Consider the following 24,441-nt stretch of genomic DNA (forward strand, 5'->3'; position numbering starts at 1 on the left):
CGCATCTCGTGAACAAATACATTCTCTCCATCGACCAGGGAACCACCAGTACCCGGGCCATGATCTTCGACCACGGCGGCCGAGTCATCTCCAGCGGTCAACTCGAGCACAAACAGATCCTTCCGCAGGCAGGCTGGGTGGAGCACGACGCTCTCGAGATCTGGGACAACACCCGCGAGGTGATCGGCCGGGCCCTGGGCATCGGCGATATCACCCGGCACGCGATCCACGCGGTGGGCATCACCAACCAGCGCGAGACCTGCGTGGTCTGGGACAGGCGTACGGGCGCCCCCGTGTACAACGCCATCGTGTGGCAGGACACCCGCACCCAGGCGATCGTCGACCGGGTGGCCAAGGCTGAGACCGGCGACCCCGATTTCAACCGGTTCAAGGAGCTCACCGGGCTGCCACTGAGCACCTATTTCTCGGCGAGCAAAATTGTCTGGATCCTGGAGAATGTTCCCGGTGCCCGGGCAGATGCCGAGGCCGGCCACTTGCTGTTCGGCACCACCGACAGCTGGCTGATCTGGAACCTGACCGGCGGCGTCGACGGCGGTGTGCATGTCACCGACGTCACCAACGCCTCGCGCACACTTCTGATGAACCTGCACACCCTCGAGTGGGACGACTCGCTGCTGGCCGCCTTCGACGTGCCGCGGTCGATGCTCCCCTCCATTCGCTCATCCAGCGAGGTGTACGGCACGGTGAAATCGTCCAGCCTCCTCAGGCAGACTCCGATCGCGGGAATCCTCGGCGACCAGCAGGCGGCCACCTTCGGTCAGGCCGCGTTCGAGACCGGCCAGGCGAAGAACACGTACGGCACCGGAAACTTTCTGATCGTGAATACGGGCGAAGACATCGTCTTCTCGAAGAACGGCCTGCTGACCACCGTCGCCTACCAGTTGGGCGAGGATGCTCCACGTTACGCCTTGGAGGGCTCCATCGCGGTGACCGGATCACTGGTCCACTGGCTGCGCGACAACCTCGGCATCATCCACTCCTCCTCTGAGGTGGAACAACTCGCCGGCACCGTCGACGACACCGGCGGAATCTATTTCGTGCCCGCGTTCTCGGGCCTCTTCGCGCCCTATTGGAGATCGGATGCCCGTGGCGTCCTCGTCGGGATGAGCCGGTTCACCAACAAGGGCCACATCGCTCGCGCCGCACTCGAGGCCACGGCATACCAGACGCGGGAGGTGCTCGACGCGGTGAACAAGGACACCGGGGTACCACTTGAAGAGCTCAGGGTCGACGGCGGCATGATCGCCAACGAGTTGCTGATGCAGTTCCAAGCCGACATTCTCGGCGTGCCGGTGGTGCGCCCGCAGATCGCCGAGACCACCGCCCTGGGCGCGGCCTATGCCGCCGGTCTCGCCACCGGCTTCTGGAAAGATCTGGACGATCTGCGGGCGAACTGGCACGAATCAGCCCGCTGGGAGCCGCGCACCACTGAGGCCCAGCGCGACACCTCGCTGCGCGGCTGGCAGAAGGCGGTCACCCGCACGTTCGACTGGGTCGACCCGGCCGACTGACCCGTTGACTGTCTGCCAACGGGCGGACCGGAGCATGGGCTGGCACTCCCTCTCGTTGGTTTCGGCAACAGCTGACCCAGGTTCACGGCCCCGCTCCGGGGCCCGTCAGTGTCAGGCGTGCTGCGCGCGCACCCACTCCTCAAGTTTGGCGGCGGCCCTGCCGGAGTCGATCGCATCGGCGGCAACCACCATCTCCTCCCGAAACCGGTCAAGAATGCTTCGATCCCCTTCTGTGACATCCTGAGACAGCCGGTACGAGACCAGGCCCGCCGCCGCGTTCAACAACACGATGTCCCGCACGGGCCCGGCAGCCCCTGTCAAGGTCTCCCTCACCACGCGCGCATTGTGTTCGGAATCCCCACCGAGGAGATCCTGTATCTGCGCCCGCTCGATACCCAGGTCACGCGGTTCGAGGTCGTGTTCGGTGACCATTCCGAGGCTGATCTCCCAGATGTGACTGTGCCCCGTCGTGGTCAACTCGTCCAGCCCGTCGTCGCCGCGGAAGACCAACGCGGTGGCCCCACGGGTCTGCAGCACGCCCACGATCAGTGGCACCCGGTCCAATTGAGACACGCCGATTGCCGAAGCCTCCGGTCTGGCCGGGTTACACAACGGCCCGAGGTAGTTGAACACCGTCGGTATGCCGATCTCACGGCGTGTTGTGGCTGCGTTCGCGAATCCGGGATGAAACTTTGCGGCGTAGGCGAACGTGATCCCCGTCTCTGAAAGGATCTGTGCCACCCGCTCGGTGGGCAGAGACAGATCGAGGCCCAACGCCGCCAGCACATCGGATGAGCCCGATTGTGAACTGGCCGCGCGGTTGCCGTGCTTGATGACGGGCACCCCCGCCGACGCGGCCACAATAGCCGCCATCGTCGACACGTTGACGGTTCCGAAACGATCGCCGCCGGTTCCGACGATGTCCAAACCGATCGGATCCACGGTTAGCGGCACGGCCTCTTCCAACACCGCATCTCGAAAACCCACCATTTCGTCAACGGTTTCCCCCTTGACACGCAGTGCCACCAAAAAGGATGCGATCTGTGCGGGCGTGGCATCGCCGCGCATTATTTCGCGCATCGCCCACGTCGCTTCCGCAACGCTCAGGTCTTCTCCATCCAAGAGTGAGGTGAGAAGATTCGGCCAAGTCGGAGTAAGAAACATGTACTCCAGCGTAGTTGGACACGGCACACTCTCATTGAATGCGGAACTTGGACCAAAAATCGGCCATAATGGAACGGTGACGAGCACATCAATTACTCCTGTGGCGAATACGCCCGTGGTCAATCGACCGAATCCTGTTGCGGTGGGCACCATCGTGTGGCTTGGCAGCGAGGTGATGTTTTTCGCGGGCCTTTTTGCGATCTACTTCACCCTTCGCGCCATGTCTCCCGAGCTCTGGAGCTTCGAGACCTCGAAGCTCGACGTGACCTATGCCACCATCAACACCCTGATCCTCGTGAGCTCTTCGTTCACCTGCCAGTTCGGGGTGTTCGCCGCAGAGCGTCTCCAGTCACGCTCCACGGGTTGGCGGCCCTCCCAGTGGGGGATGGTCGAGTGGTTCTTCCTCACCTACGCATTGGGTGCAATCTTCGTCTCCGGCCAGGTTCTCGAATATGCCACGCTCGTAACCGAAGGCATCGCATTCGACACCAATGCCTACACATCGGCGTTCTACTTCACCACCGGATTCCACGCTATTCACGTGACAGGTGGGCTCTTCGCGTTCCTCTTGGTCATCGGTCGAGCATTCGCGGTGCGAAGGTTCACCCACAAGGAAGCCACGACTGCGATCGTGGTCTCGTACTACTGGCACTTCGTCGATGTGGTGTGGATCGCACTGTTCCTCGTCATCTACGTCCTCAAATAGCAAGCAGGAGCGGACACTTCAGAATGCGTAAGACAACTCAACCCTCCAGACGCGGACGCACCAAGACCGGCAGACGTCACCCACTGGCCACAGTCGCGCTGATCGCGATCGGCTTGATGATGACCGGCGGCGCCTATGCGGCCATCAACGCCGGAACCGCCACGGCCGACACCGACATCAATACGCAAGTCAATATTGATGAGGGTGCGAAGCTCTTCCAGGCCAACTGCGCCACGTGCCACGGCATGGAGGCCGACGGCACAGTCGACGCCCCGAGCCTGGTGGGCGTGGGCGCGGCATCCGTCGACTTCCAGGTCGGAACGGGCCGTATGCCGATGCAGATGCAGGGTCCCCAGGCTCAGCAGAAGCCAGTGCAGTTCACCGACCTGCAGGTCAAGCAGTTGGCCGTCTACGTCGGCTCGCTCGCACCGGGGCCCGGCATTCCCGACGCCCAGTACCTCACGGGTGACGGCGATCTCGCCAACGGTGGAGAACTGTTCCGCATCAACTGCGCCATGTGTCACAACGTCGCCGCCGCCGGCGGGGCGTTGACCCAGGGCAAGTTCGCTCCCCCGCTCGCGGGCGTCTCGGCTGTTCACAAGTACGAGGCGATGGTGACCGGCCCGCAGAACATGCCCGTCTTCAACGACCTCGTCATCACCCCCACCGAGAAGAGCGACATCATCTCGTACCTGCAGCACCTGGAGGCAGCTCCCTCTGCAGGCGGTTTCGGGCTTGGCTCGATCGGGCCGGTCTCCGAGGGTCTATTCCTCTGGATCTTCGGACTCGGATCGATCGTTGCGCTGACGATCTGGATAACCGCACGATCCAATTGACCACCGTATTCTCGGCTCAACCTGCCGTTGAACGAACTCAGACGAAGTCAGACCAGAACAGGCACGAAAAGGAGAACCATGGCACAGGACGATAACGGCGGGAAGGATTCGGTGTCGAGCGGGCAGCACGTTTCGCACGACGCCCTCGGCGCCTCGCCCGGCACAGCCGTGATCGTTCGGGACGCCGTTCAGGATCCCGGACTGCCACCGCACCGACCGCGCACCACCGACATCAATCCCAAGGCCGAGAAGCGTGCCGAACGGGTCGTCTACACACTGTTCTACCTGTCGCTGGCCGGCAGCATCTTCGCGATCGCCGCATACATCGCCTTCCCGATCATTGAAGGCGACTCCGGCTCGGTGCGCCTGAACAACATGTTCGTCGGGCTCGGAATGACGCTCGCACTGCTCGGACTGGGCGTGGGTGCCGTGCACTGGGGTAAGGCCCTCATGCACGACCACGAGGGAATCGACATCCGCCACCCGCAGCCGGGCACCACTGAAGAGCGTGCGGCTGCGATCAACGTCATCGATGAGGCCAACCGCGAATCCGGTTTCGGCCGGCGCACCATGATCCGCAACAGCCTCTTGGGCGCGTTGATCGTGTTCCCACTGCCTGCCGTCGTCTTGTTCCGTGGTCTCGCACCGATGGATCAGGATCCTGTCGCTCTGCTCAAGCACACCATGTGGGAAAAGGGAACACGCTTGACGCACGACCCCTCCGGTGTTCCGATCAAGGCTTCTGATCTGACTCTCGGTTCGTCCGTCCAGGTGATTCCCGAAGGCCTGGCGGAACTGGAGCACCACAAGATCGAGGAAAAGGCCAAGGCCGCTGTGTTGTTGATGCGCCTTGATCCCAAGGACCTCAACCCGCTGCCAGGTCGCGAGACCTGGGCCTACGACGGCATCGTCGCCTACTCCAAGGTCTGCACGCACGTCGGCTGCCCGGTCGCTCTCTACGAGCAGCAGAAGCACCACCTGCTCTGCCCCTGCCACCAGTCGCAGTTCGATGTGACCAACAACTGTGAGGTCATCTTCGGACCGGCCAAGCGAGCACTCCCCCAACTGCCGATCACCGTCGACAGTGAGGGTTACCTCATCGCCCAGAGCGATTTCACTGAGCCTGTCGGCCCGAGCTTCTGGGAGCGCGCATGAACACCGTGACCACCACCGGCCAAACCCGCACTGCTGCTGCACCCCGCGAGGGCGGTTTCACCGCAGCAGCTGCGGGGTACATCGACGACCGCACCAAGATCTCTGTCGTCGTTCGTGACTATGGTCGCAAGATCTTCCCCGACCACTGGTCGTTCCTGCTCGGAGAGGTCGCGCTGTACAGCTTCGTCGTGATCCTGCTCTCGGGCAGCTTCCTGACGTTCTTCTTCCAGGCGTCGATGACCCAGCTGGTCTATGACGGCTCCTTCGTGCCGCTCAAGGGAATCACGATGTCGGCTGCGATGCAATCGACGGTGGATATCTCCTTCGACGTTCGCGGCGGCCTGCTGATGCGCCAGGTACACCACTGGGCGGCCCTGCTGTTCGTGGCTGCAATCGGCCTGCACATGCTGCGCATCTTCTTCACGGGTGCGTTCCGCAAGCCGCGCGAACTGAACTGGGTCATCGGTTTCGTCCTGTTCATCCTGGCCATGGCCGAAGGCTTCACCGGCTACTCGCTCCCGGATGACCTGCTCTCCGGCAACGGACTGCGCATCATCGACGGAATGGTCAAGGGCATCCCGATAATCGGAACCTGGACCTCGTTCCTGATATTCGGTGGAGAGTTCCCGGGCGAAGACATTGTCGGGCGACTGTATTCCCTGCACATACTGTTCCTGCCGGCGCTCGTCGTCGCATTCATCGCGCTGCATCTGTTGTTCGTGGTCACCCACAAGCACACCCAGTTCCCCGGAGCCGGGCGCACGCAGGACAACGTGGTCGGCTACCCGGTGATGCCGGTGTACGCAGCGAAGGCCGGTGGGTTCTTCTTCATCGTCTTCGGTGTGATCATGTTGATCTCATCGCTGTTCTCGATCAACGCGGTATGGGTCTACGGGCCATACGACCCATCGCCGATCTCTGCCGGTACCCAACCGGACTGGTATATCGGATTCCTCGATGGTGCGCTGAGGCTGGTGCCACCAGGCTGGGAGTTCGTCTGGCTGGGATTCACCTGGTCGTTCAACATCCTGATGCCCATGATCATCATCGGGATCTTCATCGCGGTCGTGATGTTCTATCCGTTCATCGAAGGCTGGATCACGGGAGACAAGCGCGAGCACCACTTGCTGGACCGCCCGCGCAACGCCCCGACCCGCACTGCCATCGGTGCTGCCGGAGTCACGTTCTACGCAGTCCTCTGGGCGGCAGCGAGCTCCGACCTGATCGCGACGCACTTCCATCTGGCGATCGAGGGCGTGACGCACACGCTTCAGGCACTGTTGTTCGTCGGGCCGCTCATCGCCTTCGTCCTCACGAAGCGCACGTGCCTCGCCCTGCAACGCAAGGACCGCTCGATCGCCCTGCACGGCTACGAGTCGGGTCGGATCGTGCGCCTGCCTGGTGGCGAGTACATCGAGGTGCACCAGCCGGCCGACGAGTACCAGAAGTGGGAGCTAGTCAGCTACAACGAATACAAGCCGTTGATGCTGCGGCCGAACGCCGAGGGCAAGATCACCATGGCCGAGCGCACCCGCGCAGGACTGTCGCGGTGGTTCTTCGAGGACCGCATCGCGCCGGCCTCGCAGACCGAGATCGAGGCTTCGCACGGAGATCATCACTAAGAGTAGTTACAGTAGCTCAGTTCTGCAGCAAAGGGTCCCGGCGTTCGCGCCGGGGCCCTTTGCTGTGAGGCGGCGTAGTCGGGTGCGACGATGTCGGGTGCGGCGATGTCGCTGAGCTGATCTTCCTTGAGCTCGCGCCACGTGGAACGCTTCGCTCCTGATCGATCTGCAGCGAAGCGCGCCACCTGGCGCGCGCCTGCTCAGCGGCCTCGCGCGTCAACTCCTGAGGCGATGTAGGAGCGCACGTGGGCCGCCCTCGGGACGACCACGTGGGCCGCGCTCGGGACGACGAGGGCGCTACGGTCGTGGGCCGTCACGCGACTGTGAGGAGTACGAAGGCACGTACCCTACGCTTTGGTCAGTGCGCTGCCCTTGTGCATTGCGACATGGTCGGTCTTGTCGCTCGTGATCTCATACTGGGGGTCGTCCTCGCTGCAATGGCGGGTGTACCCCTTGAACTGGAAGTCACTGGTGTGCTTCTTGGTTATTGTGCCGCTCACGCGCCCTGCTTCTGAGTTCCACGACACGTGGTCACCCAGAGCGAACTTCTTGGACATACGTTGCCCTCCCTCGAATCATGTGTGCCGGTGCACCGACCATACTCCGCATTCGTACGTTCCGCATGCACCCACCAGGGCGACGATTCAGGCTGACGGGGTCACGGGACGTCTAGGAGCCGCGGCTGGTGTCTCTTCCTGAAATTCAGTGTTTCCCGGCGGTACGCGAGTGGGGCCCGTTGGTTTCCCGGCGGTACGCGAGTGGGGCCCGTTGGTTTCCCAGCGGTACGCGAGTGGGACCCGTTGGTGCCTGGGCAAACGAAAGCGGCCGGCCCCCGAAGGGACCGACCGCCTGTCGTGATGCCTTTAGCGGGCGAAGTATCCGCGGTAGTACTCGTACACCCAACCGACGATGGTTATCGCAATCAGTGTGACGCCGATGTAGGCGATCCAGAACCCGACCGCGATACCCAGAAAGAGCAGTGCGACTGCGGCGGCGAGGGCGATCGGCCACCAGCTCCACGGGCTGAAGTGTCCGAGCTCGGGGTCTCCGTCATCGATGTTCGCGGTGCTGATGTCCTCGGGCAGCTCCGCACCCTGGCCGCGGTGTACCAGCTTGAGGTAGAACGCGATGAAGACGAACATGACCGCGAGCAGACCGAGGGCAATCGTGCCGGCCCACTCGATAGTGTGGTGGAACGGATCCGACAGGCTCCACACGGCGTAGAGCACTGTTGAAAAAGCGTAGAACGCGGCCAGTATCCAAAAAACATTCGTGCTCGTTCTCACGCTACTTCACCTCTCCGTCGAACTTGTCGTAGACCGTAGCTTCCGGCGCATCCTTCATCGGGCCGATCCCGACAGGCATGCCAACTTCTGGGTGATTCAGGTCGAAAGCAGGAGACTCGCTACGAATCCTTGGAATCGAGGTGAAGTTGTGCCGTGGCGGCGGGCAACTGGTCGCCCACTCGAGCGACCGGCCGTGGCCCCAGGGGTCGTTCACCGTGACCTTCGGCGCACTGCGATGGGTGATGTACACGTTCAGGAAGAACGGGATCATCGACGCACCGAGAATCATCGCGCCCACAGTTGACAGCTGGTTCATCCAGGTGAAGCCATCGGTGGGAAGGTAGCTCGCGTAGCGACGCGGCATCCCGATGACACCAAGCCAGTGCTGGATGAGGAACGTGGTGTGGAAGCCGATGAACAGCAACCAGAAGTGCCACTTGCCGAGGGTCTCGTTGAGCATGCGCCCGGTCCACTTGGGCCACCAGAAGTAGAACCCACTGAACATGGCGAACACGACGGTACCGAACACGACGTAGTGGAAGTGCGCCACAACGAAGTAGGAGTCCGTCACGTGGAAGTCAAGCGGCGGCGAGGCCAGGATGACACCGGTGAGGCCACCGAAGGTGAAGGTGAGCAGGAAGCCGATCGCCCACATCATGGGGGTCTCGAACGTCACTGAGCCCCGGAACATCGTTCCGATCCAGTTGAAGATCTTCACCCCAGTGGGCACCGCGATGAGCATCGACAACAGGGAGAAGAACGGCAGCAACACCGATCCGGTCGCGTACATGTGGTGAGCCCACACCGTCACAGACAGCGCGGCGATCGCGATCGTCGCGAAGATCAGGGTCTTGTAACCGAAGATGGGTTTGCGGCTGAATACGGGGAACACTTCTGTCACGATGCCGAAGAATGGCAACGCGATGATGTAGACCTCCGGATGCCCGAAGAACCAGAACAGGTGTTGCCACAGCATTGCCCCGCCGTTGGCGGCGTCGTAGATGTGCGCACCGAAGATCCGGTCAGCGGCCAGAGCCAGCAGCGCGGCAGCCAGAACCGGGAACACCATGATCACGAGGATCGCGGTGACCAGCGTGTTCCACGTGAAGATCGGCATCCGGAACATGGTCATACCCGGTGCCCGCAACGTGATGATCGTCGCAATGAAGTTCACCGAACCGAGGATCGTACCGAAGCCACCGAGGGCCAGACCCATCACCCACAGGTCACCACCCGCGCCTGGCGAGAACGTGGCGCTGGATAGTGGAGCATAGGCGAACCAGCCGAAAGCTGCGGCACCCTGCGGTGTGAGGAAGCCCGCGACCGCGATGAGGCCACCGAAGCTGTAGAGCCAGTACGCGAACGCATTGAGCCTCGGGAACACTACGTCGGGAGCACCGATCTGCAACGGCATGATGACGTTGGCGAAGCCGGCGAACAGGGGTGTCGCGAACAGCAGCAACATGATGGTGCCGTGCATCGTGAACATCTGGTTGTACTGCTCTTTGGTGGCCAGCAGCTCAAGGCCCGGCTCGAACAGCTGGGCGCGCATGATCAGGGCCATCACGCCACCGATGCAGAAGAAGATGAACGAGGTGACCAGGTACATGTACCCGATCATTTTGTGGTCCGTCGTCGTGACAATGTTGACGAGCAGGTGCCCCTTGGTCTGCGCCTTGGCCGTCCCCTGGGAGCTGGGAGGTGTTCCGGGAGCAGTTGCCTGACCCGGCGCCGTTGTCGTTGTAGTCATCGGAATAACCTCTACTTCTCGGATGCGTCAGGCGCTGTGACACCCGGCAGGTTCGTGTTGCGGTCGAATTCAACGCCCAGCTGGCCTACATAGCCGGCAGCACGGAGGGATGCGATGTGCGCGTCGTATTCGGCCTGCGACACGACTTTCACGTCAAACAGCATCAACGAGTGGTATTCACCGCAGAGCTCAGCACACTTACCCATGAAGGTGCCTTCACGCTCAGGAATGATCGACATGTAGTTGGTCTTGCCGGGCAGGACGTCCTTCTTGTACAGGAAGTCGGGAACCCAGAACGAGTGCACCACGTCTCGAGAATCGAGAATGATCTCGACCGACTTGTTGACCGGAAGATACAGGGTCGGGAGCAATGCCTCATCGATCGAGCCCTGCGGCCCGGTATCGATTGGCTGCGCCTGGATCCCCGGTGAGTAGACGTCTTCGTTGACATAGTTGAAGTCCCACGCCCACTGCTTGGCGAGCAGGTGGATCGTTACGTCTGGGTTGTCGAACCGGGTCTCGATCTCATACGAGTCTCTGGCCGAGAAGGAGAAGAAACCGATCACGAGGATCAGCGGGATCACCGTGTAGAAGATCTCGATCGGCATGTTGTAACGCAGCTGCACGGGAAGACCGGTCTGGCCCTTACGCCTGCGGTAGACGACCATGACCCAGATCGTGAGACCCCAGGCGACAAGGCCGACCACCAACAGGACGGTCCAGGATGTCACCCACAGACCGGTGATCCGGTCGGTCTGGTTCGTGGCCGGCGGCGCACCTTCAATGTGCCCGGGCAGGTACCCGTTCAGTTGAGCCTGGGTACAACCAGCCAGGACAAAAGCCAACGCGGCTGCTGCCGGAATCGCAGCCCATCGGAATCGACGTGTAGATCGCACCAGTGACCCTTCAAAAACTCGTGAACAGTTCAATTACAACTGTATTTGCTCAGTACACACCCTACCGGGCGACACGCGCCTCATCGTGCACTTAGGAACCTCAGCTTAACCGATTTCCGGCCAGAATTCCCTAGTTGAACGAGTCTCCGCAGGCACAACTGCCTCCGGCGTTGGGGTTGTCAATAGTGAATCCCTGCTTCTGAATGGTGTCTTCAAAGTCGATGGTGGCCCCGGAAAGGTACGGAACACTCATCTTGTCCACGACAACGCCCACCCCGTCGAAATCGACGCTCACGTCGTCGTCAAGGGTGCGTTCGTCGAAGAACAATTGATAGATCAGGCCGGAACATCCTCCCGGTTGCACGGCTATGCGCAGGCGCAGATCGTCTCGGCCTTCTTGGGCCAGGAGGCTCTTGACCTTGCCGATCGCGGTATCGGTGATGTCGACCCCGTGCGCGGGGGCGTCGACAGCCTGAGCGTCACCGAGTTCTGTCAGGGTGTCGTTGGTCGTCGTGTCGGTCATGAATGCTCCTTGCCCATCGTTGCCGCCGGGCGCGATGCTCCGGCGGATTCGTTACCTGAATCTTACCCGCGACAGCCGAAAGACCGCTGATTCGGTATGCGATCGAAAGGACGCGGGAATGCAGGTCGGTGGTTCCTGGGGCGCTTCGCGGGCGCCCTGCCCACTACAGTCGGGCTCAGGCCCGCTCGTTCAGCCGGACCAGGAGCAGAGCCTCGGTGAGGATCGCCCGTTCGAACACGCCGAGGTGCAGCGACTCGTTGGGGCTGTGGGCCCGGGAATCCGGATCCTCGACTCCGGTCACCAGAATCTCCGCCTCGGGGAAGACCCGTACGAGGTCGGAGATGAACGGGATCGAACCGCCGATCCCCGCTTCAACAGGTTCCGCTCCCCAGGCATCCTTCATCGCCCGCTTCGCTTCGGCGACCGCCCACCCCGACGTGTCGACCAGGAACGGCTGCCCCTGGTCGACCTCGGAGATGACGACCTGGGCGCCGAAGGGGGCGTTCGCCTTCACATGCTCTTCGACAGCCCGGTAGGCGTCTGCGGAGTCCTGTCCGGGGGCGACCCGCACACTGACCCGCGCCGCGATCTCCGGTGAAAGCGTGTTGGAGGCGTTCGCCACCGTCGGCGCGTCAATCCCGGTCACCGTGATCGCCGGCTGCGCCCACAACCTGCTGAGGATGGTGCCATCGCCGATGGGGCTCACCCCATCGGCCAGACCCGCCTCCAGGCGAAGCTGGGCCTCGTCGTAGTCGGGGGTCTCCATCTCATACCGGTTGAGGCCGGCCACCGCCACCGAGCCCTGTTCATCGTGCAGCGTGGCCAATAATCGGATCATGGCGAGCATGCCGTCGGGCACCGCTCCCCCGAACATGCCCGAATGCGAGGCGTGCTTCAACGTGCGCACGGAGAGCTTGAAGGTGACGTTTCCGCGCAGTGCGACCGTCAGCGCCGGCGTTTCGGTGTCCCAGTTGTCTGAGTCGGCGACGACAATGACGTCGGCGGCGAGTTCATCACGATTGTCGGCCAGGAAGTTCGCGAAGGAGCGCGAACCGAACTCCTCCTCCCCCTCGATGAAGAGGGCGAGCCCCAGATCGAAGTCTGCACCCGCTGCGGCGACCAGCGCGCGAATCGACGCGACATGCGCCATCACACCGGCCTTGTCATCGGCGGCACCCCGGCCGTACAGGCGCCCGGAACGGGTGACCGGGTCGAAGGGAGCTGAATCCCAATCCTCGTCCTTACCGGGTGGCTGCACGTCGTGGTGGGCGTAGAGCATCACCGTCGGTCGCCCGTTGCGGGCAGCCCGCGTGGCGAGAACTGCGGGCTGTCCGAGCACGTCGGCCTCGCCGATCCGGGCCTGTTTGATCTGAACCGTATCGAACACATCCAGCCCTCTGACCAGTTCGGCCACCGCCTCGGCGCTGGCAGCCACGTGTTGCGGATCAAACGCGTCCCAGGACACAGACGGGATGCGCACCAGCGCTTTCAACTCGTCGATCGCCTGGTCGAGCCCGGCAATCACCGCTCTCCGAGCTGCCGATTCGGTGGCACTGGCGCCTCCGAGCACTGAACCGCCGGTATTTGTGTCCTGGGTCTGCTCTGATTCGGTCATACCGGTAATCTTAAGGCAGAGACGAACTCAAGGACTGATGTGGCCAAGAAGACTAACCCGACCAACCTGCCTGACCCTGCCAAGCCCGAGGTGCCCCCGACGGGGAAGGGTGCGCCCACACCGACCCGCAAACAGCAGGAGGCGGCGCTCATGCGTCCGCTGGTTTCCGGCGATCGCAAACAGGCGAACAAAGACGCCCGGGCGAAGATGAGCCATGCCCGCGACCGCGCGCGGGTGGGAATGGCTGCTGGCGAGGAGAAATTCTTGCCGGAGAGGGACAAGGGTGCCCAACGGCGGTTCGTTCGCGACTGGGTGGATGCCCGCTTCAATGTGGGCGAGTTCATGATCCCCATCATGTTCGTGGTGATCATTTTGACCTTCCTGCCCGACCTGACCATCCAGAGCGTGGGCATCCTGGTGCTGTGGATCTTCTTCGCGGCCGCCGTGCTCGACTGCATCTGGCTGAGTATGCGGGTGAAAGCGAAGATCAAGGAGCGCTTCAAGGTCGAGACCGCGCAGAAGGGCACCGCCTGGTACGCATCCATGCGGGCCCTGCAGCTGCGGGTGATGCGCCTGCCGAAGCCCCAGGTCAAGCGCGGCCAGTACCCGGCCTGAGATCGGCTCGCTGATCCTGGCGGTGGTGGCAGATTCGGCGCTGATCGACGATCGGCGTTCACGGTGAGTGTGCGGTCAGCGCCCTTGCCGCAACGCGAGCAGACCGCGATTGATCTGCCTCGCCCACAACGGACCCTGGTAGATGAACCCCGAGTAGCCCTGCACCAGCGTCGCGCCGGCATCCAGCCGCTCCTCGACCTGGGCGGCAGTCTCTACTCCCCCGACCGAGATGACGCAGAGCGAGGCGGGCACCACAGCTCGAATCAGCTTCAGCACCTCGAGGGAGCGCGCGTACAGTGGTGCCCCGGAGAGACCGCCAGCGCCTGCAGCGGCGACCAGGGAGGCCGGTGACTCGAGGTGTTCGCGGCTCAGGGTCGTATTGGTCGCGATGATGCCTTCCAAGCCGAGAGTGACCACCAGTTGCGCGACCGTGCGAACCTCGTCATCAGTGAGGTCCGGCGCGATCTTGACCAATAGGGGGGTGTCGAGCGTGGCCTCTTTGACTGCGGTCAACAGTGGCGCGAGTTGTTCCAACTCCTGCAGCCCGCGAAGACCTGGGGTGTTCGGGCTCGACACGTTGACCACCAGATAGTCGGCATGGCCGGCGAGAAGGCGCGCGCTGGTGACGTAGTCGGCGGTGGCATCGGCTACATCCACAACCCGGCTCTTGCCGATGTTGACGCCGATCACCGGCCGGGTGCGCCTGCGGCGGAGCGCGGCCAGTCTCGGCTGGGCTGATTCGGCGCCCTCATTGTTGAAACCCATCCGGTTGATCACCGCACGGTCAGCGACCAGGCGAAACAGCCGGGGTTTCTCGTTGCCAGCTTGCGCCAACGCCGTGATCGTGCCCACTTCGATGTGTCCGAACCCCAACTGGCCGAGACCGATGACCGCCCGGGCATCTTTGTCGAACCCCGCAGCGACCCCGAACGGGCTGTCGAACCAGACGCCGAGAGCCTGCACCGCGAGACTGCGATCGGGCCGGGTGAATCGGCTGAGCAGGGCACCCAACCCGAGAGCCGGCAGGGCTCGAATCACGGCCAGTGCCAGATGGTGCGCGCGCTCCGGGTCGAGCCTGCGAAGAAGGAGTTGAAAGATCAGAGAGTACATTGCTGCCCAGACTATCGGGCGGCCACACGCTGGTCTCACACGCTGGTCTCACACGCTGGTCTCACACGCTGGTCCCACACTTTGTCCCCACAAGCGTGGCCCCACAAGCGTGGCCCCGCACGTCGCCGCAACGGTCAGAACCGAACGATCAGAACCGATCGATCAGCTCTCGACGTCGTCTCCCACCCGCTCGACGCGGAGGTCAGAAATCGCGCTCTCGAAGTCCTCCAATGAATCGAAGGCCTGGTACACACTCGCGAACCGCAGATAGGCGACCTCGTCGAGTTCGCGCAGCGGCGACAGGATGGTCAGCCCGATCTCATTGGCGTCGATCTGGGAGACTCCGGTGGCTCGGATGTTCTCCTCCACCTTCTGGGCCAGCATGGCCAGGTCGGTGTCGGTCACCGGCCGACCCTGGCAGGCCTTGCGAACCCCGGAGATGATCTTCTCTCGACTGAACGGCTCGGTCACCCCGTTGCGTTTGACCACGTTGAGGCTCGCCGTCTCGATGGTCGAGAAGCGGCGACCGCACTCAGGACATTGGCGGCGACGTCTGATTGCGACGCCGTCGTCGGTGGTGCGGGAGTCGATGACACGAGAGTCCGGATGCCGGCAGAATGGGCAGTGCATCCCAATAGATTACCCGCCGAACCCGCCACTGGCTGTATGACGCCCAGCCTGTGCGGCCGCTCAGGTCAGGCAGTTCGGACCGAGCAGCGACTTCAGCTCGCCGTACAGGTCGGCTGACACCGTGACCGGATAGGGAATCTCGAACACCCGGGCCACGTCGCCCTTGACCAGCTTCAACCTGACCTCATTCGGTCCGCGGTGACGAATCAGCACGTCACACAGGCTTTGCACCGTATCGGTTGTGGCTCGCGACTCCTCCAACGAAAGCACGAACGGCCCGCTGCCGAAACTCTGCCCGAGGTCGGGAGTGAACATGCTGAACGCGTGCAGGTTCATGCCGTCGTCTCTCATGCTCACTCGACCGCGTACGGCCACGACGCTGTCATTGACCAGCGCCGGGGAGAACTCCTGATAGGCCTTGCCCATGAACATCACGGTGATCTCCCCGCCGAAATCCTCCACTTCGGCCATCCCGTACATGTTTCCGGATTTGCGCGCCATGCGATGCTGCACCCCGGTGATCAGCCCTGCCACTGTCACCGTTTCACCGTCTTGGATGTGCTCGGAACTCAGAAGGTCGCTGATGGTGATACTCGCGTGTTTGGCCAGTTGGACCTCCAACCCGGCCAACGGGTGATCCGAGACATAGAGCCCGAGCATTTCACGTTCGAAGGCGAGCTTGTCGCGCTTCGACCACTCCGGCCGCTCCGGCACCGGATTCGGGTCTTCCTCGAGATCGAAGCCGAAGTCGAAGGCCATCAGGCCGAACTCCTCGTTCTTCTTCAGCTTGACCGCCTCGTCGACGAAATCCTCGTGCACCTCGAGCAGGGCGCGGCGGGTCGAGCCGAGCGAATCGAAGGCGCCCGCCTTGATCAAGGATTCGATGCTTCGCTTGTTGGTCGCCTGCACCGACACCTTCTTCAGGTAGTCGGAGAACGAGGTGAATTGCCCTTCCTTGGCGCGGGCGGTCTTGATCGCCTCTACCACGTTGTTTCCGACGTTGCGCACCGCCCCGAGGCCGAACCGGATGTCGCTGCCGACCGCGGAGAAGACCCCGTTCGACTCGTTCACATCCGGCGACAGCACCCGGATGCCCATGCGCCGGCACTCGCTCAGGTACATTCCGAGTTTGTCCTTCGAGTCACCCACACTGGTCAGCAGGGCGGCCATGTACTCGGCCGGGTAGTTGGCCTTGAGGTACGCCGTCCAGTAACTGAGCACGCCGTAGCCGGCACTGTGCGCCTTGTTGAAGGCGTAGTCGGCGAACGGCATCAAGGTGTCCCAGAGGGTCTTGATCGCATTCTTGCTGTAGCCGTTGGCCTCCATGCCCGCGGAGTAGCCGGCGAACTGCTTGTCGAGCTCTTCCTTCTTCTTCTTGCCCATCGCGCGGCGCAGAACGTCGGCTTGTCCGAGGCTGAAGCCGGCCACCTTCTGCGCGACCGCCATCACCTGCTCCTGGTAGACGATGAGCCCGTACGTCGTGTCGAGGATCTCTGCCAGCGGCTCGGCCAGTTCGGGGTGGATCGCCTCGATCTTCTGCAACCCGTTCTTGCGCAGGGCGTAGTTGGTGTGCGAATTCATTCCCATCGGGCCCGGGCGATACAGCGCGATCACGGCTGAGATGTCTTCGAAATGGGTCGGCTTCAACTGCCGAAGAAGCGAACGCATCGGACCGCCGTCGAGTTGGAACACGCCGAGCGTGTCACCACGCGACAGAAGTTCGTAGGTCTTCTGGTCGGCGTCGAGGTCAAGCTCCTCCAACACCACCTCGTCACCGTTGTTCTCACGGATGTTCGCCAGCGCATCTTGGATCACCGTGAGGTTGCGAAGTCCCAAGAAGTCCATCTTGAGCAGGCCCAGGCTTTCGCACGGGGGCTGGTCGAACTGGGTGATGATGGCGCCGTCGTCTTCGCGCTTCATGATCGGGATCACATCGAGCAGCGGTTCCGCGCTCATGATCACTCCGGCCGCGTGCACACCCCATTGCCGTTTCAGGTTCTCCAACCCGCGCGCGGTCTCGAATACCCGGGCAGCCTCGGGCTCGTTTTCGATCAACGCCCGGAAGTCGGCGCCCTCCTTGTACCGTTTGGCTGCCGGGTCGGTCAGCTCGGTCAGGGTGACATCCTTGCCCATCACCGACGGCGGCATCGCCTTGGTCAGCCTGTCGCCCACCGAATAGGGCATGCCCAGAACCCGGGAAGAGTCTTTCAACGCCTGTTTGGCCTTGATCGTGCCGTACGTCACGATCTGCGCCACTCGATCGTCACCGTATTTCTCGGTCACATACCGGATGACCTCGCCGCGCCGCCGGTCGTCGAAGTCGACATCGACGTCGGGCATGGAGACACGTTCGGGGTTGAGGAAGCGTTCGAAGATGAGCCCGTGCGCCAACGGGTCGAGCTCGGTGATGCCCATCGCGTAGGACGCGAGCGAGCCGGCCGCGGACCCCCGGCCGGGTCCGACCCGGATTCCTTGCTGTTTGGCCCAGGTGATGAAGTCGGCGACGACCAGGAAGTAGCCGGGAAACCCCATCTGGTTGATCACGTCGACCTCGTATTTGGCCTGGGCGACGTGCGCGTCAGAAACTCCACCGGGGAAGCGCACCGCCAGCCCGCGGTCCACCTCCTTCTGGAACCAGCTCGACTCCGTCTCACCTTCTGGCACCGGGAAACGAGGCATCAGGTCGCGTTTGGCGAAGCTCGTGTTGCAACGCTCAGCGATCAGGAGGGTGTTGTCACAGGCCTCCGGGTTGTCCCGGAACAGGTGCCGCATCTGCGCGGCCGTCTTCAGGTAGAACTCGTCCGAGTCGAACTTGAACCGGTTCGGGTCGTCCAGGGTCGACGCAGACTGCACGCAGAGCAGCGCAGCATGGGCCTTGGCATCCTCCGCGTGGGTGTAGTGCAGGTCGTTCGTGGCCAGCAGCGGCATGGACAGCTCCTTGGCCAGCCGCAAGAGGTCGCTCATGGTGCGCCGCTCGACGTCGATGCCGTGGTCCATCACCTCGCAGAAGAAGTTCTCCTTGCCGAAGATGTCCTGGAACTCGGCGGCGGCCTTCTTGGCCTCCTGGTACTGCCCGAGGCGCAGCCGGGTCTGGATCTCGCCACCGGCGCATCCGGTGGTGGCGATCACCCCCGGGGCGTAGCGGGTCAGCAGGTCGCGGTCCATCCTTGGCTTGAAGTAGAAACCTTCAAGTGAGGCCAATGACGACATGCGGAACAGGTTGTGCATGCCCTCTGTGGTCTCGGCCAGCAAGGTCATGTGGGTGTACGAGCCGCCGCCGGAGACGTCGTCTCGGCCGCTCGTGGAGTCGCCCCAGCGCACCCGGGTCTTGTCGCCGCGCGCCGTGCCGGGGGTGATGTAGGCCTCAGTGCCGATGATCGGCTTGATGCCGGCGTCGGTGGCGGTGTTCCAGAAGTCGTAGGCCCCGAACATGTTGCCGTGGTCGGTGACCGCGATGGCGGGCATCTTCTGCGCCACGGCGGCTTCAACCAGCGGTTTTACCCTGGCAGCTCCATCGAGCATCGAGTATTCACTGTGAACGTGGAGATGAGCGAACGAGTCGCCGGTGGTGGGCACGAATTGAACTCCTGAGGTTGACTGTCACCAGCCTAAACCGAACTCCTGGCGATCCCCTATCGGCCTCGTCCGGCGGGCGCGTCAGGCAGGGCTCTCGGCGTCGAGGGTCAGCGGTCGTCAGCGTTGGTCGACGTCGAGCACATCGAGGGCATGCTGCAGGTCGGCAGGGTACGGAGACTCGAAGACGACGTGTTGTCCGGAATCAGGGTGGGTGAATCCCAGCTGTTTCGCGTGCAGCCACTGCCTGGTGAGACCCAGCCGAGCACTGATCGTCGGATCGGCGCCATACATCGAATCGCCCACGCAGGGATGCCGTTGGGCGGCCATGTGCACGCGGATCTGGTGCGTGCGCCCGGTCTCCAATTGGATCTCCAGCAGCGATGCACTCGGAAACGCCTCGAGCGTCTCGTAGTGGGTGATCGAGCGTTTGCCGTCAGCGACCACCGCAAAGCGCCAACCGCCGCGTGGATGACGGCCGATCGGAGCGTCGATGGTGCCGGTGAGCGGATCGGGGTGCCCCTGGACAACGGCATGGTAGACCTTGTCGACCTCCCGGTCGTGGAAGGCCCGCTTCAACACGGAGTAGGCGTGCTCAGACCGCGCCACCACCATCAGCCCGCTCGTGCCCGCATCGAGCCGGTGCACGATCCCGGCGCGTTCCGCAGGGCCGCTGGTGGCCACCTGGTACCCGGCTGCCGCCAAGGCGCCCAGCACGGTCGGGCCGGTCCAACCGATCGACGGGTGGGCTGCCACACCGACCGGCTTGTCGATCACAAGAATGCTGTCGTCCTCGTAGACCACCGTGAGATCGGGCACGGCGACCGGAATCACCCGAACCGGCTCCTTCGGTTGCCAACTGACTTCCAACCAGCCTCCTGCCGTGAGGCGGTCCGATTTGCCCAACACGCGACCGTCGATGCTGATCCCGCCGGCTTCTGCGACCTCCGCCGCGAAGGTGCGGGAGAAACCGAGAAGCTTGGCGATGCCCGCATCGACCCTCGTGCCGTCGAGGCCCTCCGGAACCGGGAGCGAACGCGTTTCGGTCACTGCACTACCCTTTCAACTCCGGGTTCGGTTGCTGGTGATCCGGGCCGAGAGCATCCTGATCCGCGTGCGGCTCTCGATCCGCCACAGTCTCGTCGGGGGAACCACCGGCGCGTTTGACGTGCCTGGTCCCATCGAGCGCCACGCCTCGGATGGTCAGAATGATGAACAGTCCCATGCTTGAGACGATGCCGACATCGGCAATGTTGAAGATCGCCGGCAGAAAGGGGATCTTTAAAAAATCAACGACATGCCCGACGGCGAACCCCGGGTCGCGGAACAGTCGATCGGTGAGGTTGCCGAGAACGCCGCCCAGCAGCAGACCGAACATGATCGCCCAGCCCATCGAACGGATTCGCGGGGCGAACCAAATAATGAACACCGTCACCATTGCAGCCACGATCGAGAAGATCCAGGTGGCACCGGATGCCAGCGAGAACGCCGCACCCGGGTTCTTCACGAATTGCACTGTCAAGAGAGGACCGAGAACCTGGTGCGGGACACCCAGCTCCAGATTCTCGGTCACCCAGATCTTGGCTGTTTGATCGAGTGTGTAGACAACGAGGGCGACAGCGGCCAGAACGACCAGCGCCCACGCTCTCACCTTCGCAGCTGCGTCAGCCCCCAAAGCCCTGGTACGTCTGTGCGCGTGCCTCGTCGGCCGAGTCGCCGGCGTTAGCCGGTGCCAGACCGGAGGAGGACGCGGACGCATCCAATTCGTGCAGCTGCCCCTCGATGTAGCCGCGCAACTTCTGGCGGTACTCGCGTTCGAAGGTGCGCAGTTCGTCGATCTTGTGCTCGAGCTTCGACTTCTCCGCTTCGAGCACATTCATCTGCTCGCGCTGTTTGCTCTCTGCCTCGGCAACCACCCGGGCCGCCGTGGCGTGCCCTTCAGCGATCAAGGAGTCGCGCTTCTCGGCGCCTTCCTTGACGTGCTCGTCGTGCAGACGGCGGGCGAGCTGCAACAGGTTGTTGGTGCTCTGGCTCTCGTCGAAGCCATCAGTCGGGGCAGCATACGCTGCGGGCTGTGCAACCGGAGCGGCTTGAACGGGCTCGGGAACGACGGTCTCGGCCTCCACGGGCTCGGCCACGGGCTCCTGCACCGCGGCCACAGGGTCCGCGTGATGCGGCTCGGCGTCGATTTCCGACTGCGCGGCCGGTTGTGCACCACTTCGCTGCAGTTCGGCGAACCGGGACTCATCGGCGATCAGACGCTGACGCAGTTCCTCGTTCTCCTGGTTCAGTCGGCGCAGTTCGACGACGACTTCGTCAAGGAAGTCATCGACTTCGTCCTGATCGTAGCCCTCCCGAAACTTTGTCGGCTGGAACCGCTTGTTGACAACATCTTCCGGAGTTAGCGCCATGGCTTCCCACCCTTAAAACTCGAGACTGAATGAACACGTGTACACACTTCCTCCACGCTAGCAAACTCTGCCGCGTGCACGCTGACTGACTCACGTGCAGTCAATCGAAGTGTGTTTCAAAGAATACACTGCCGCCAGCCGGCGCCACTGTTCAGGTCAGCGCACCGAAGTCACCGCAGACCCCCGGTGATGACCATGCCGATCAGGCAGATCAGCATCGTGAGTGTGAACCCGAGGTCCAATGCGATCGGTCCCAACCTGATCGGAGGGATGATGCGCCGAAAGAATTTGATTGGTGGATCGGTGATCGAGTAGACCGCCTCGGTCGCAACCAGTCCGAACCCGTGTGGGCGCCAGGACCTGTTGAATGCCCGGATCAGATCGAGGATGAATCGGGCCCAGAGCGCGAAGAAGTAGAGCAGGAACGCAAAGTAGAGGATCGTCGCGATGAACGACATGGTCACCCGGCCTTATGACGCTTCGAGGCTCCGACGCTCACGAAGTCTGTGAGAAGAACGAGGAGTCACCCTCGGCCTGATTGTTCCCCCGGTCGCCGGAGATCGACACGTGAGATGGCGACAACAGAAAGACTTGCTTCGTGACGCGCTCGATCTTTCCGTACAACCCCTGGGACAGGCCGCTGGCGAAGTCGATCAGCCTACGGGCGTCTGACTCACTCATCTGTGAAAGGTTGATGATGACCGGGATCCCATCGCGAAAGCTCTCCGCAATCGACTGTGCGTCACGGTACTCCCGCGGGTGAACGGTGAGGATCTCATTCATTTCAGCTGGCGCCGCATTTCTTGTGTTCGTCGACTTGCGCAGAGGGGTCACCGGGGCACGCGTCGCCACGGGAGTGGGAGCCGGCACGGCCGTCACCGCCTGCTCGGGCTCGTCGTACTCGAGCTCTTCGTCTGCCAGGCCAAGGTAGACCATCGTCTTCTTCAGCGGGTTGGCCATGTCGTTCCTCCGTATCGAAAATTACTGCTCATCTTGAGATTAACCGTGTTCGGGGCGATTTCCGGTGATTGCGCTGCCGATGCGCAGGTGTGTCGCCCCGTGCGCGATCGCGGATTCGAAATCGTGTGACATGCCGGCGGAGATGAATCGGGCCTCCGGAGCCATCGCCAGCACTCGCTCTGAGTACGTGCGCACCTCGGCGAAGGCGCGGGCAGGTTCGCCGTCTGCCGGTGCCACCGCCATGACTCCCAGCAGCCGCAGACAGTCGGTAGTGAGAACCTTTTCGACCAAGGGCTCCAGACTCTCGGGAGCGACACCCCCGCGTCGCGGGTCGGTGGTGAGGTTCACCTGCACGAAACAGTCCGTCACCGGCCGGGCCACAGCATCGACGCCGTCGGCACCGGCACCGCCGGCCAGAGACTTCACCACCGAGTCTCGATCGATCGAGTGGATGACGTGGGCATAGCCTGCAACCTGGCGCGCCTTCTTGCTCTGCAATTGTCCGACGAAGTGCCAGGTGACCGGCTCGCCCGCAAGCTCGCGGGCCTTCTGCTGCGCCTCCTGGTGTCGATTCTCGCCAAAGTCATGAGCACCGAGGGCAATGAGTTCACGCACCAGCGACACCGGATGGAACTTGGTGACAATGATCGTGGTGATCTCGGCCGGGTCGCGCCCAGAGGCCGTGGCGGCGGCCGAGATCCGCTGACGGACCTCGGCCAGCCGATCAGCCGGTGACCGGAGGGCACTCAACGACATCTGATCACTTCAAGAAATCGGGTATGTCGAGATCGTCGTCGTCTTCGTCGAATGACGAGTCGCCGCCGACCACCGCGTGTACGGGAACCGGGGAACTCCATTCGGGAGCATCGGCTGTCGCACCCTCGGTCACAGCTGGGCCCTGTGCAACGGCGTGGGCCGTCAGCACATCTGGCTCAGACACATCAGGAACACGCGCTCCGGTTGGCTCGGAACTGACCTGGCGTGGCTCTCCCCCGTCGAAGCCTGCGGCGATGACAGTCACCCGCACCTCGTCGCCGAGGGTGTCGTCGATGACCGCACCGAAGATGATGTTCGCTTCGGGATGCACGACCTCCTGAACCAGCTTGGCCGCGTCGTGGATCTCGAAGATACCCAGGTTGGAGCCACCCTGGATCGAGAGCAGCACGCCATGGGCGCCTTCGATGCTCGCCTCAAGCAAGGGTGATGCCACCGCCAGTTCAGCGGCTTTGATCGCTCGATCTGCTCCCCGCGACGAGCCGATGCCCATCAACGCGGAACCGGCGCCCTGCATGACCGACTTGACGTCGGCGAAGTCGAGGTTGATCAGCCCGGGGGTCGTGATCAGGTCGGTGATCCCCTGCACACCGGCGAGCAGAACCTGGTCGGCCGTGGCGAATGCTTCCAGCATGCTGATGCCGCGATCACTGATCTCGAGCAGGCGGTCGTTGGGAACCACGATCAGCGTGTCTACTTCGTTCTTCAAAGTGGAGACCCCGGTTTCGGCCTGAGCGGCACGCCGCTTGCCTTCGAAGCTGAACGGGCGCGTGACGACGCCGATGGTCAGGGCGCCGATCGACTTCGCGATGCGGGCAACAACGGGCGCGCCACCGGTTCCGGTGCCGCCACCCTCTCCCGCGGTGACGAACACCATGTCAGCGCCGGCGAGGGCCTCTTCGATCTCTTCCGCGTGGTCTTCGGCGGCGCGGCGGCCCACCTCGGGGTCGGCGCCGGCGCCGAGGCCCCGGGTGATCTCCCGTCCCACGTCGAGCTTCACATCGGCGTCACTCATCAGCAGGGCTTGGGCGTCTGTGTTGATCGCGATGAACTCCACCCCGCGCAGACCGAGTTCGATCATGCGGTTGACCGCGTTGACACCCCCTCCGCCGATTCCGACAACCTTGATGATGGCAAGGTAATTCTGGTTTGATGTCACGTCGGCCTCCGGTGGAAACGTTAAACCTCTAGTCGAAGTTTAAAGTTATGCTGGGTATACAATTACTTGTCTTGTACGGTATGCGCTCCTGCCGTTCGAGCAGTGCCCCTCTCAGGCGTGTCGC

At 62.8% G+C, this 24,441-nt stretch carries 23 protein-coding genes; 6 read left to right on the top strand and 17 right to left on the bottom strand.

The features are described 5' to 3' along the window. Positions 1-8: 8 nt before the first annotated feature. The gene (gene glpK, locus DL891_RS06840) at positions 9-1,532 is read left to right on the top strand and encodes a glycerol kinase GlpK (protein WP_111719686.1); all 1,524 of its coding nucleotides are present in this window, start codon (positions 9-11) and stop codon (positions 1,530-1,532) included. Between the two features lie 111 nt (positions 1,533-1,643). Here glpK and trpD read toward each other — a convergent pair whose 3' ends face one another. After that, on the bottom strand, positions 1,644-2,696 hold the full coding sequence (gene trpD, locus DL891_RS06845; protein ID WP_111719687.1) for an anthranilate phosphoribosyltransferase: 1,053 nt from the start codon (positions 2,694-2,696) through the stop codon (positions 1,644-1,646). 76 nt (positions 2,697-2,772) lie between these two features. On the opposite strand from trpD, the gene DL891_RS06850 reads away from it, so the two are divergent. From DL891_RS06850 to DL891_RS06865, 4 genes are all read left to right on the top strand, one after another. Then, positions 2,773-3,402: a heme-copper oxidase subunit III gene (locus DL891_RS06850; protein ID WP_232819046.1), complete on the top strand. Its 630-nt coding sequence runs from the start codon at positions 2,773-2,775 to the stop codon at positions 3,400-3,402. 23 nt (positions 3,403-3,425) lie between these two features. Continuing rightward, positions 3,426-4,238, top strand: a complete 813-nt coding sequence (locus DL891_RS06855) for a cytochrome c (protein ID WP_111719689.1) — start codon at positions 3,426-3,428, stop codon at positions 4,236-4,238. Positions 4,239-4,316: 78 nt separating this feature from the next. Beyond that, positions 4,317-5,393 carry a ubiquinol-cytochrome c reductase iron-sulfur subunit gene (locus tag DL891_RS06860; protein WP_111719690.1) on the top strand — a complete coding sequence of 359 codons (1,077 nt, stop codon included), beginning with the start codon at positions 4,317-4,319 and terminating at the stop codon, positions 5,391-5,393. Further along, positions 5,390-7,015 carry a ubiquinol-cytochrome c reductase cytochrome b subunit gene (locus tag DL891_RS06865; protein WP_111719691.1) on the top strand — a complete coding sequence of 542 codons (1,626 nt, stop codon included), beginning with the start codon at positions 5,390-5,392 and terminating at the stop codon, positions 7,013-7,015. The genes DL891_RS06860 and DL891_RS06865 overlap by 4 nt, the downstream gene beginning before the upstream one ends. 347 nt (positions 7,016-7,362) lie before the next feature. Here DL891_RS06865 and DL891_RS06870 read toward each other — a convergent pair whose 3' ends face one another. The 6 genes from DL891_RS06870 to DL891_RS06895 all read right to left on the bottom strand — a co-directional run bounded on the left by DL891_RS06870 (position 7,363) and on the right by DL891_RS06895 (position 13,085). Beyond that, entirely contained in the window at positions 7,363-7,572 is a 210-nt protein-coding gene (locus DL891_RS06870; RefSeq protein WP_111719692.1) for a DUF2945 domain-containing protein, read from the bottom strand. A 306-nt stretch (positions 7,573-7,878) separates the two neighbouring features. Next, entirely contained in the window at positions 7,879-8,301 is a 423-nt protein-coding gene (locus DL891_RS06875) for a cytochrome c oxidase subunit 4 (protein WP_111719693.1), read from the bottom strand. A gap of 1 nt (position 8,302) precedes the next feature. Continuing rightward, the gene (gene ctaD / locus DL891_RS06880; protein WP_111719694.1) at positions 8,303-10,051 is read right to left on the bottom strand and encodes a cytochrome c oxidase subunit I; all 1,749 of its coding nucleotides are present in this window, start codon (positions 10,049-10,051) and stop codon (positions 8,303-8,305) included. Between the two features lie 11 nt (positions 10,052-10,062). After that, on the bottom strand, positions 10,063-10,947 hold the full coding sequence (gene coxB / locus DL891_RS06885) for a cytochrome c oxidase subunit II (RefSeq protein ID WP_111719695.1): 885 nt from the start codon (positions 10,945-10,947) through the stop codon (positions 10,063-10,065). A 130-nt stretch (positions 10,948-11,077) separates the two neighbouring features. Beyond that, on the bottom strand, positions 11,078-11,470 hold the full coding sequence (locus DL891_RS06890) for an iron-sulfur cluster assembly accessory protein (RefSeq protein ID WP_111719696.1): 393 nt from the start codon (positions 11,468-11,470) through the stop codon (positions 11,078-11,080). 175 nt (positions 11,471-11,645) lie between these two features. Beyond that, positions 11,646-13,085 (bottom strand): dipeptidase, encoded by a 1,440-nt coding sequence (locus DL891_RS06895; RefSeq protein ID WP_111719697.1) that lies wholly within the window; start codon positions 13,083-13,085, stop codon positions 11,646-11,648. 39 nt (positions 13,086-13,124) lie between these two features. Here DL891_RS06895 and DL891_RS06900 point away from each other — a divergent pair, with 39 nt between their 5' ends. Further along, a complete protein-coding gene (locus DL891_RS06900) occupies positions 13,125-13,700 on the top strand; it encodes a DUF3043 domain-containing protein (protein ID WP_111719698.1) in 576 nt (191 codons plus the stop codon). A 75-nt stretch (positions 13,701-13,775) separates the two neighbouring features. On the opposite strand, the gene DL891_RS06905 is transcribed toward DL891_RS06900, so the two are convergent. The 10 genes from DL891_RS06905 to ftsZ all read right to left on the bottom strand — a co-directional run bounded on the left by DL891_RS06905 (position 13,776) and on the right by ftsZ (position 24,317). Next, positions 13,776-14,810: a quinone-dependent dihydroorotate dehydrogenase gene (locus DL891_RS06905; RefSeq protein ID WP_111719699.1), complete on the bottom strand. Its 1,035-nt coding sequence runs from the start codon at positions 14,808-14,810 to the stop codon at positions 13,776-13,778. Between the two features lie 162 nt (positions 14,811-14,972). Then, positions 14,973-15,440, bottom strand: a complete 468-nt coding sequence (nrdR, locus tag DL891_RS06910; protein WP_111719700.1) for a transcriptional regulator NrdR — start codon at positions 15,438-15,440, stop codon at positions 14,973-14,975. 60 nt (positions 15,441-15,500) lie between these two features. Beyond that, on the bottom strand, positions 15,501-19,016 hold the full coding sequence (gene dnaE / locus DL891_RS06915) for a DNA polymerase III subunit alpha (protein WP_255563083.1): 3,516 nt from the start codon (positions 19,014-19,016) through the stop codon (positions 15,501-15,503). Positions 19,017-19,133: 117 nt separating this feature from the next. After that, the gene (locus tag DL891_RS06920; protein ID WP_111719701.1) at positions 19,134-20,063 is read right to left on the bottom strand and encodes an RluA family pseudouridine synthase; all 930 of its coding nucleotides are present in this window, start codon (positions 20,061-20,063) and stop codon (positions 19,134-19,136) included. Positions 20,064-20,067: 4 nt separating this feature from the next. Beyond that, entirely contained in the window at positions 20,068-20,664 is a 597-nt protein-coding gene (gene lspA / locus DL891_RS06925) for a signal peptidase II (RefSeq protein WP_232819047.1), read from the bottom strand. Positions 20,665-20,677: 13 nt separating this feature from the next. Then, entirely contained in the window at positions 20,678-21,424 is a 747-nt protein-coding gene (locus DL891_RS06930; RefSeq protein ID WP_111719702.1) for a DivIVA domain-containing protein, read from the bottom strand. Between the two features lie 170 nt (positions 21,425-21,594). Further along, a complete protein-coding gene (locus DL891_RS06935) occupies positions 21,595-21,882 on the bottom strand; it encodes a YggT family protein (RefSeq protein WP_111719703.1) in 288 nt (95 codons plus the stop codon). A gap of 37 nt (positions 21,883-21,919) precedes the next feature. Next, the gene (locus DL891_RS06940) at positions 21,920-22,384 is read right to left on the bottom strand and encodes a cell division protein SepF (RefSeq protein ID WP_111719704.1); all 465 of its coding nucleotides are present in this window, start codon (positions 22,382-22,384) and stop codon (positions 21,920-21,922) included. A gap of 39 nt (positions 22,385-22,423) precedes the next feature. After that, entirely contained in the window at positions 22,424-23,140 is a 717-nt protein-coding gene (locus DL891_RS06945) for a YggS family pyridoxal phosphate-dependent enzyme (protein ID WP_111719705.1), read from the bottom strand. A 4-nt stretch (positions 23,141-23,144) separates the two neighbouring features. Continuing rightward, a complete protein-coding gene (ftsZ, locus tag DL891_RS06950) occupies positions 23,145-24,317 on the bottom strand; it encodes a cell division protein FtsZ (RefSeq protein ID WP_111719706.1) in 1,173 nt (390 codons plus the stop codon). Positions 24,318-24,441: the final 124 nt, after the last annotated feature.

Origin of the sequence: Homoserinimonas sp. OAct 916 (assembly GCF_003260275.1) — a bacterium.
Taxonomy (GTDB): Bacteria; Actinomycetota; Actinomycetes; order Actinomycetales; family Microbacteriaceae; genus OACT-916.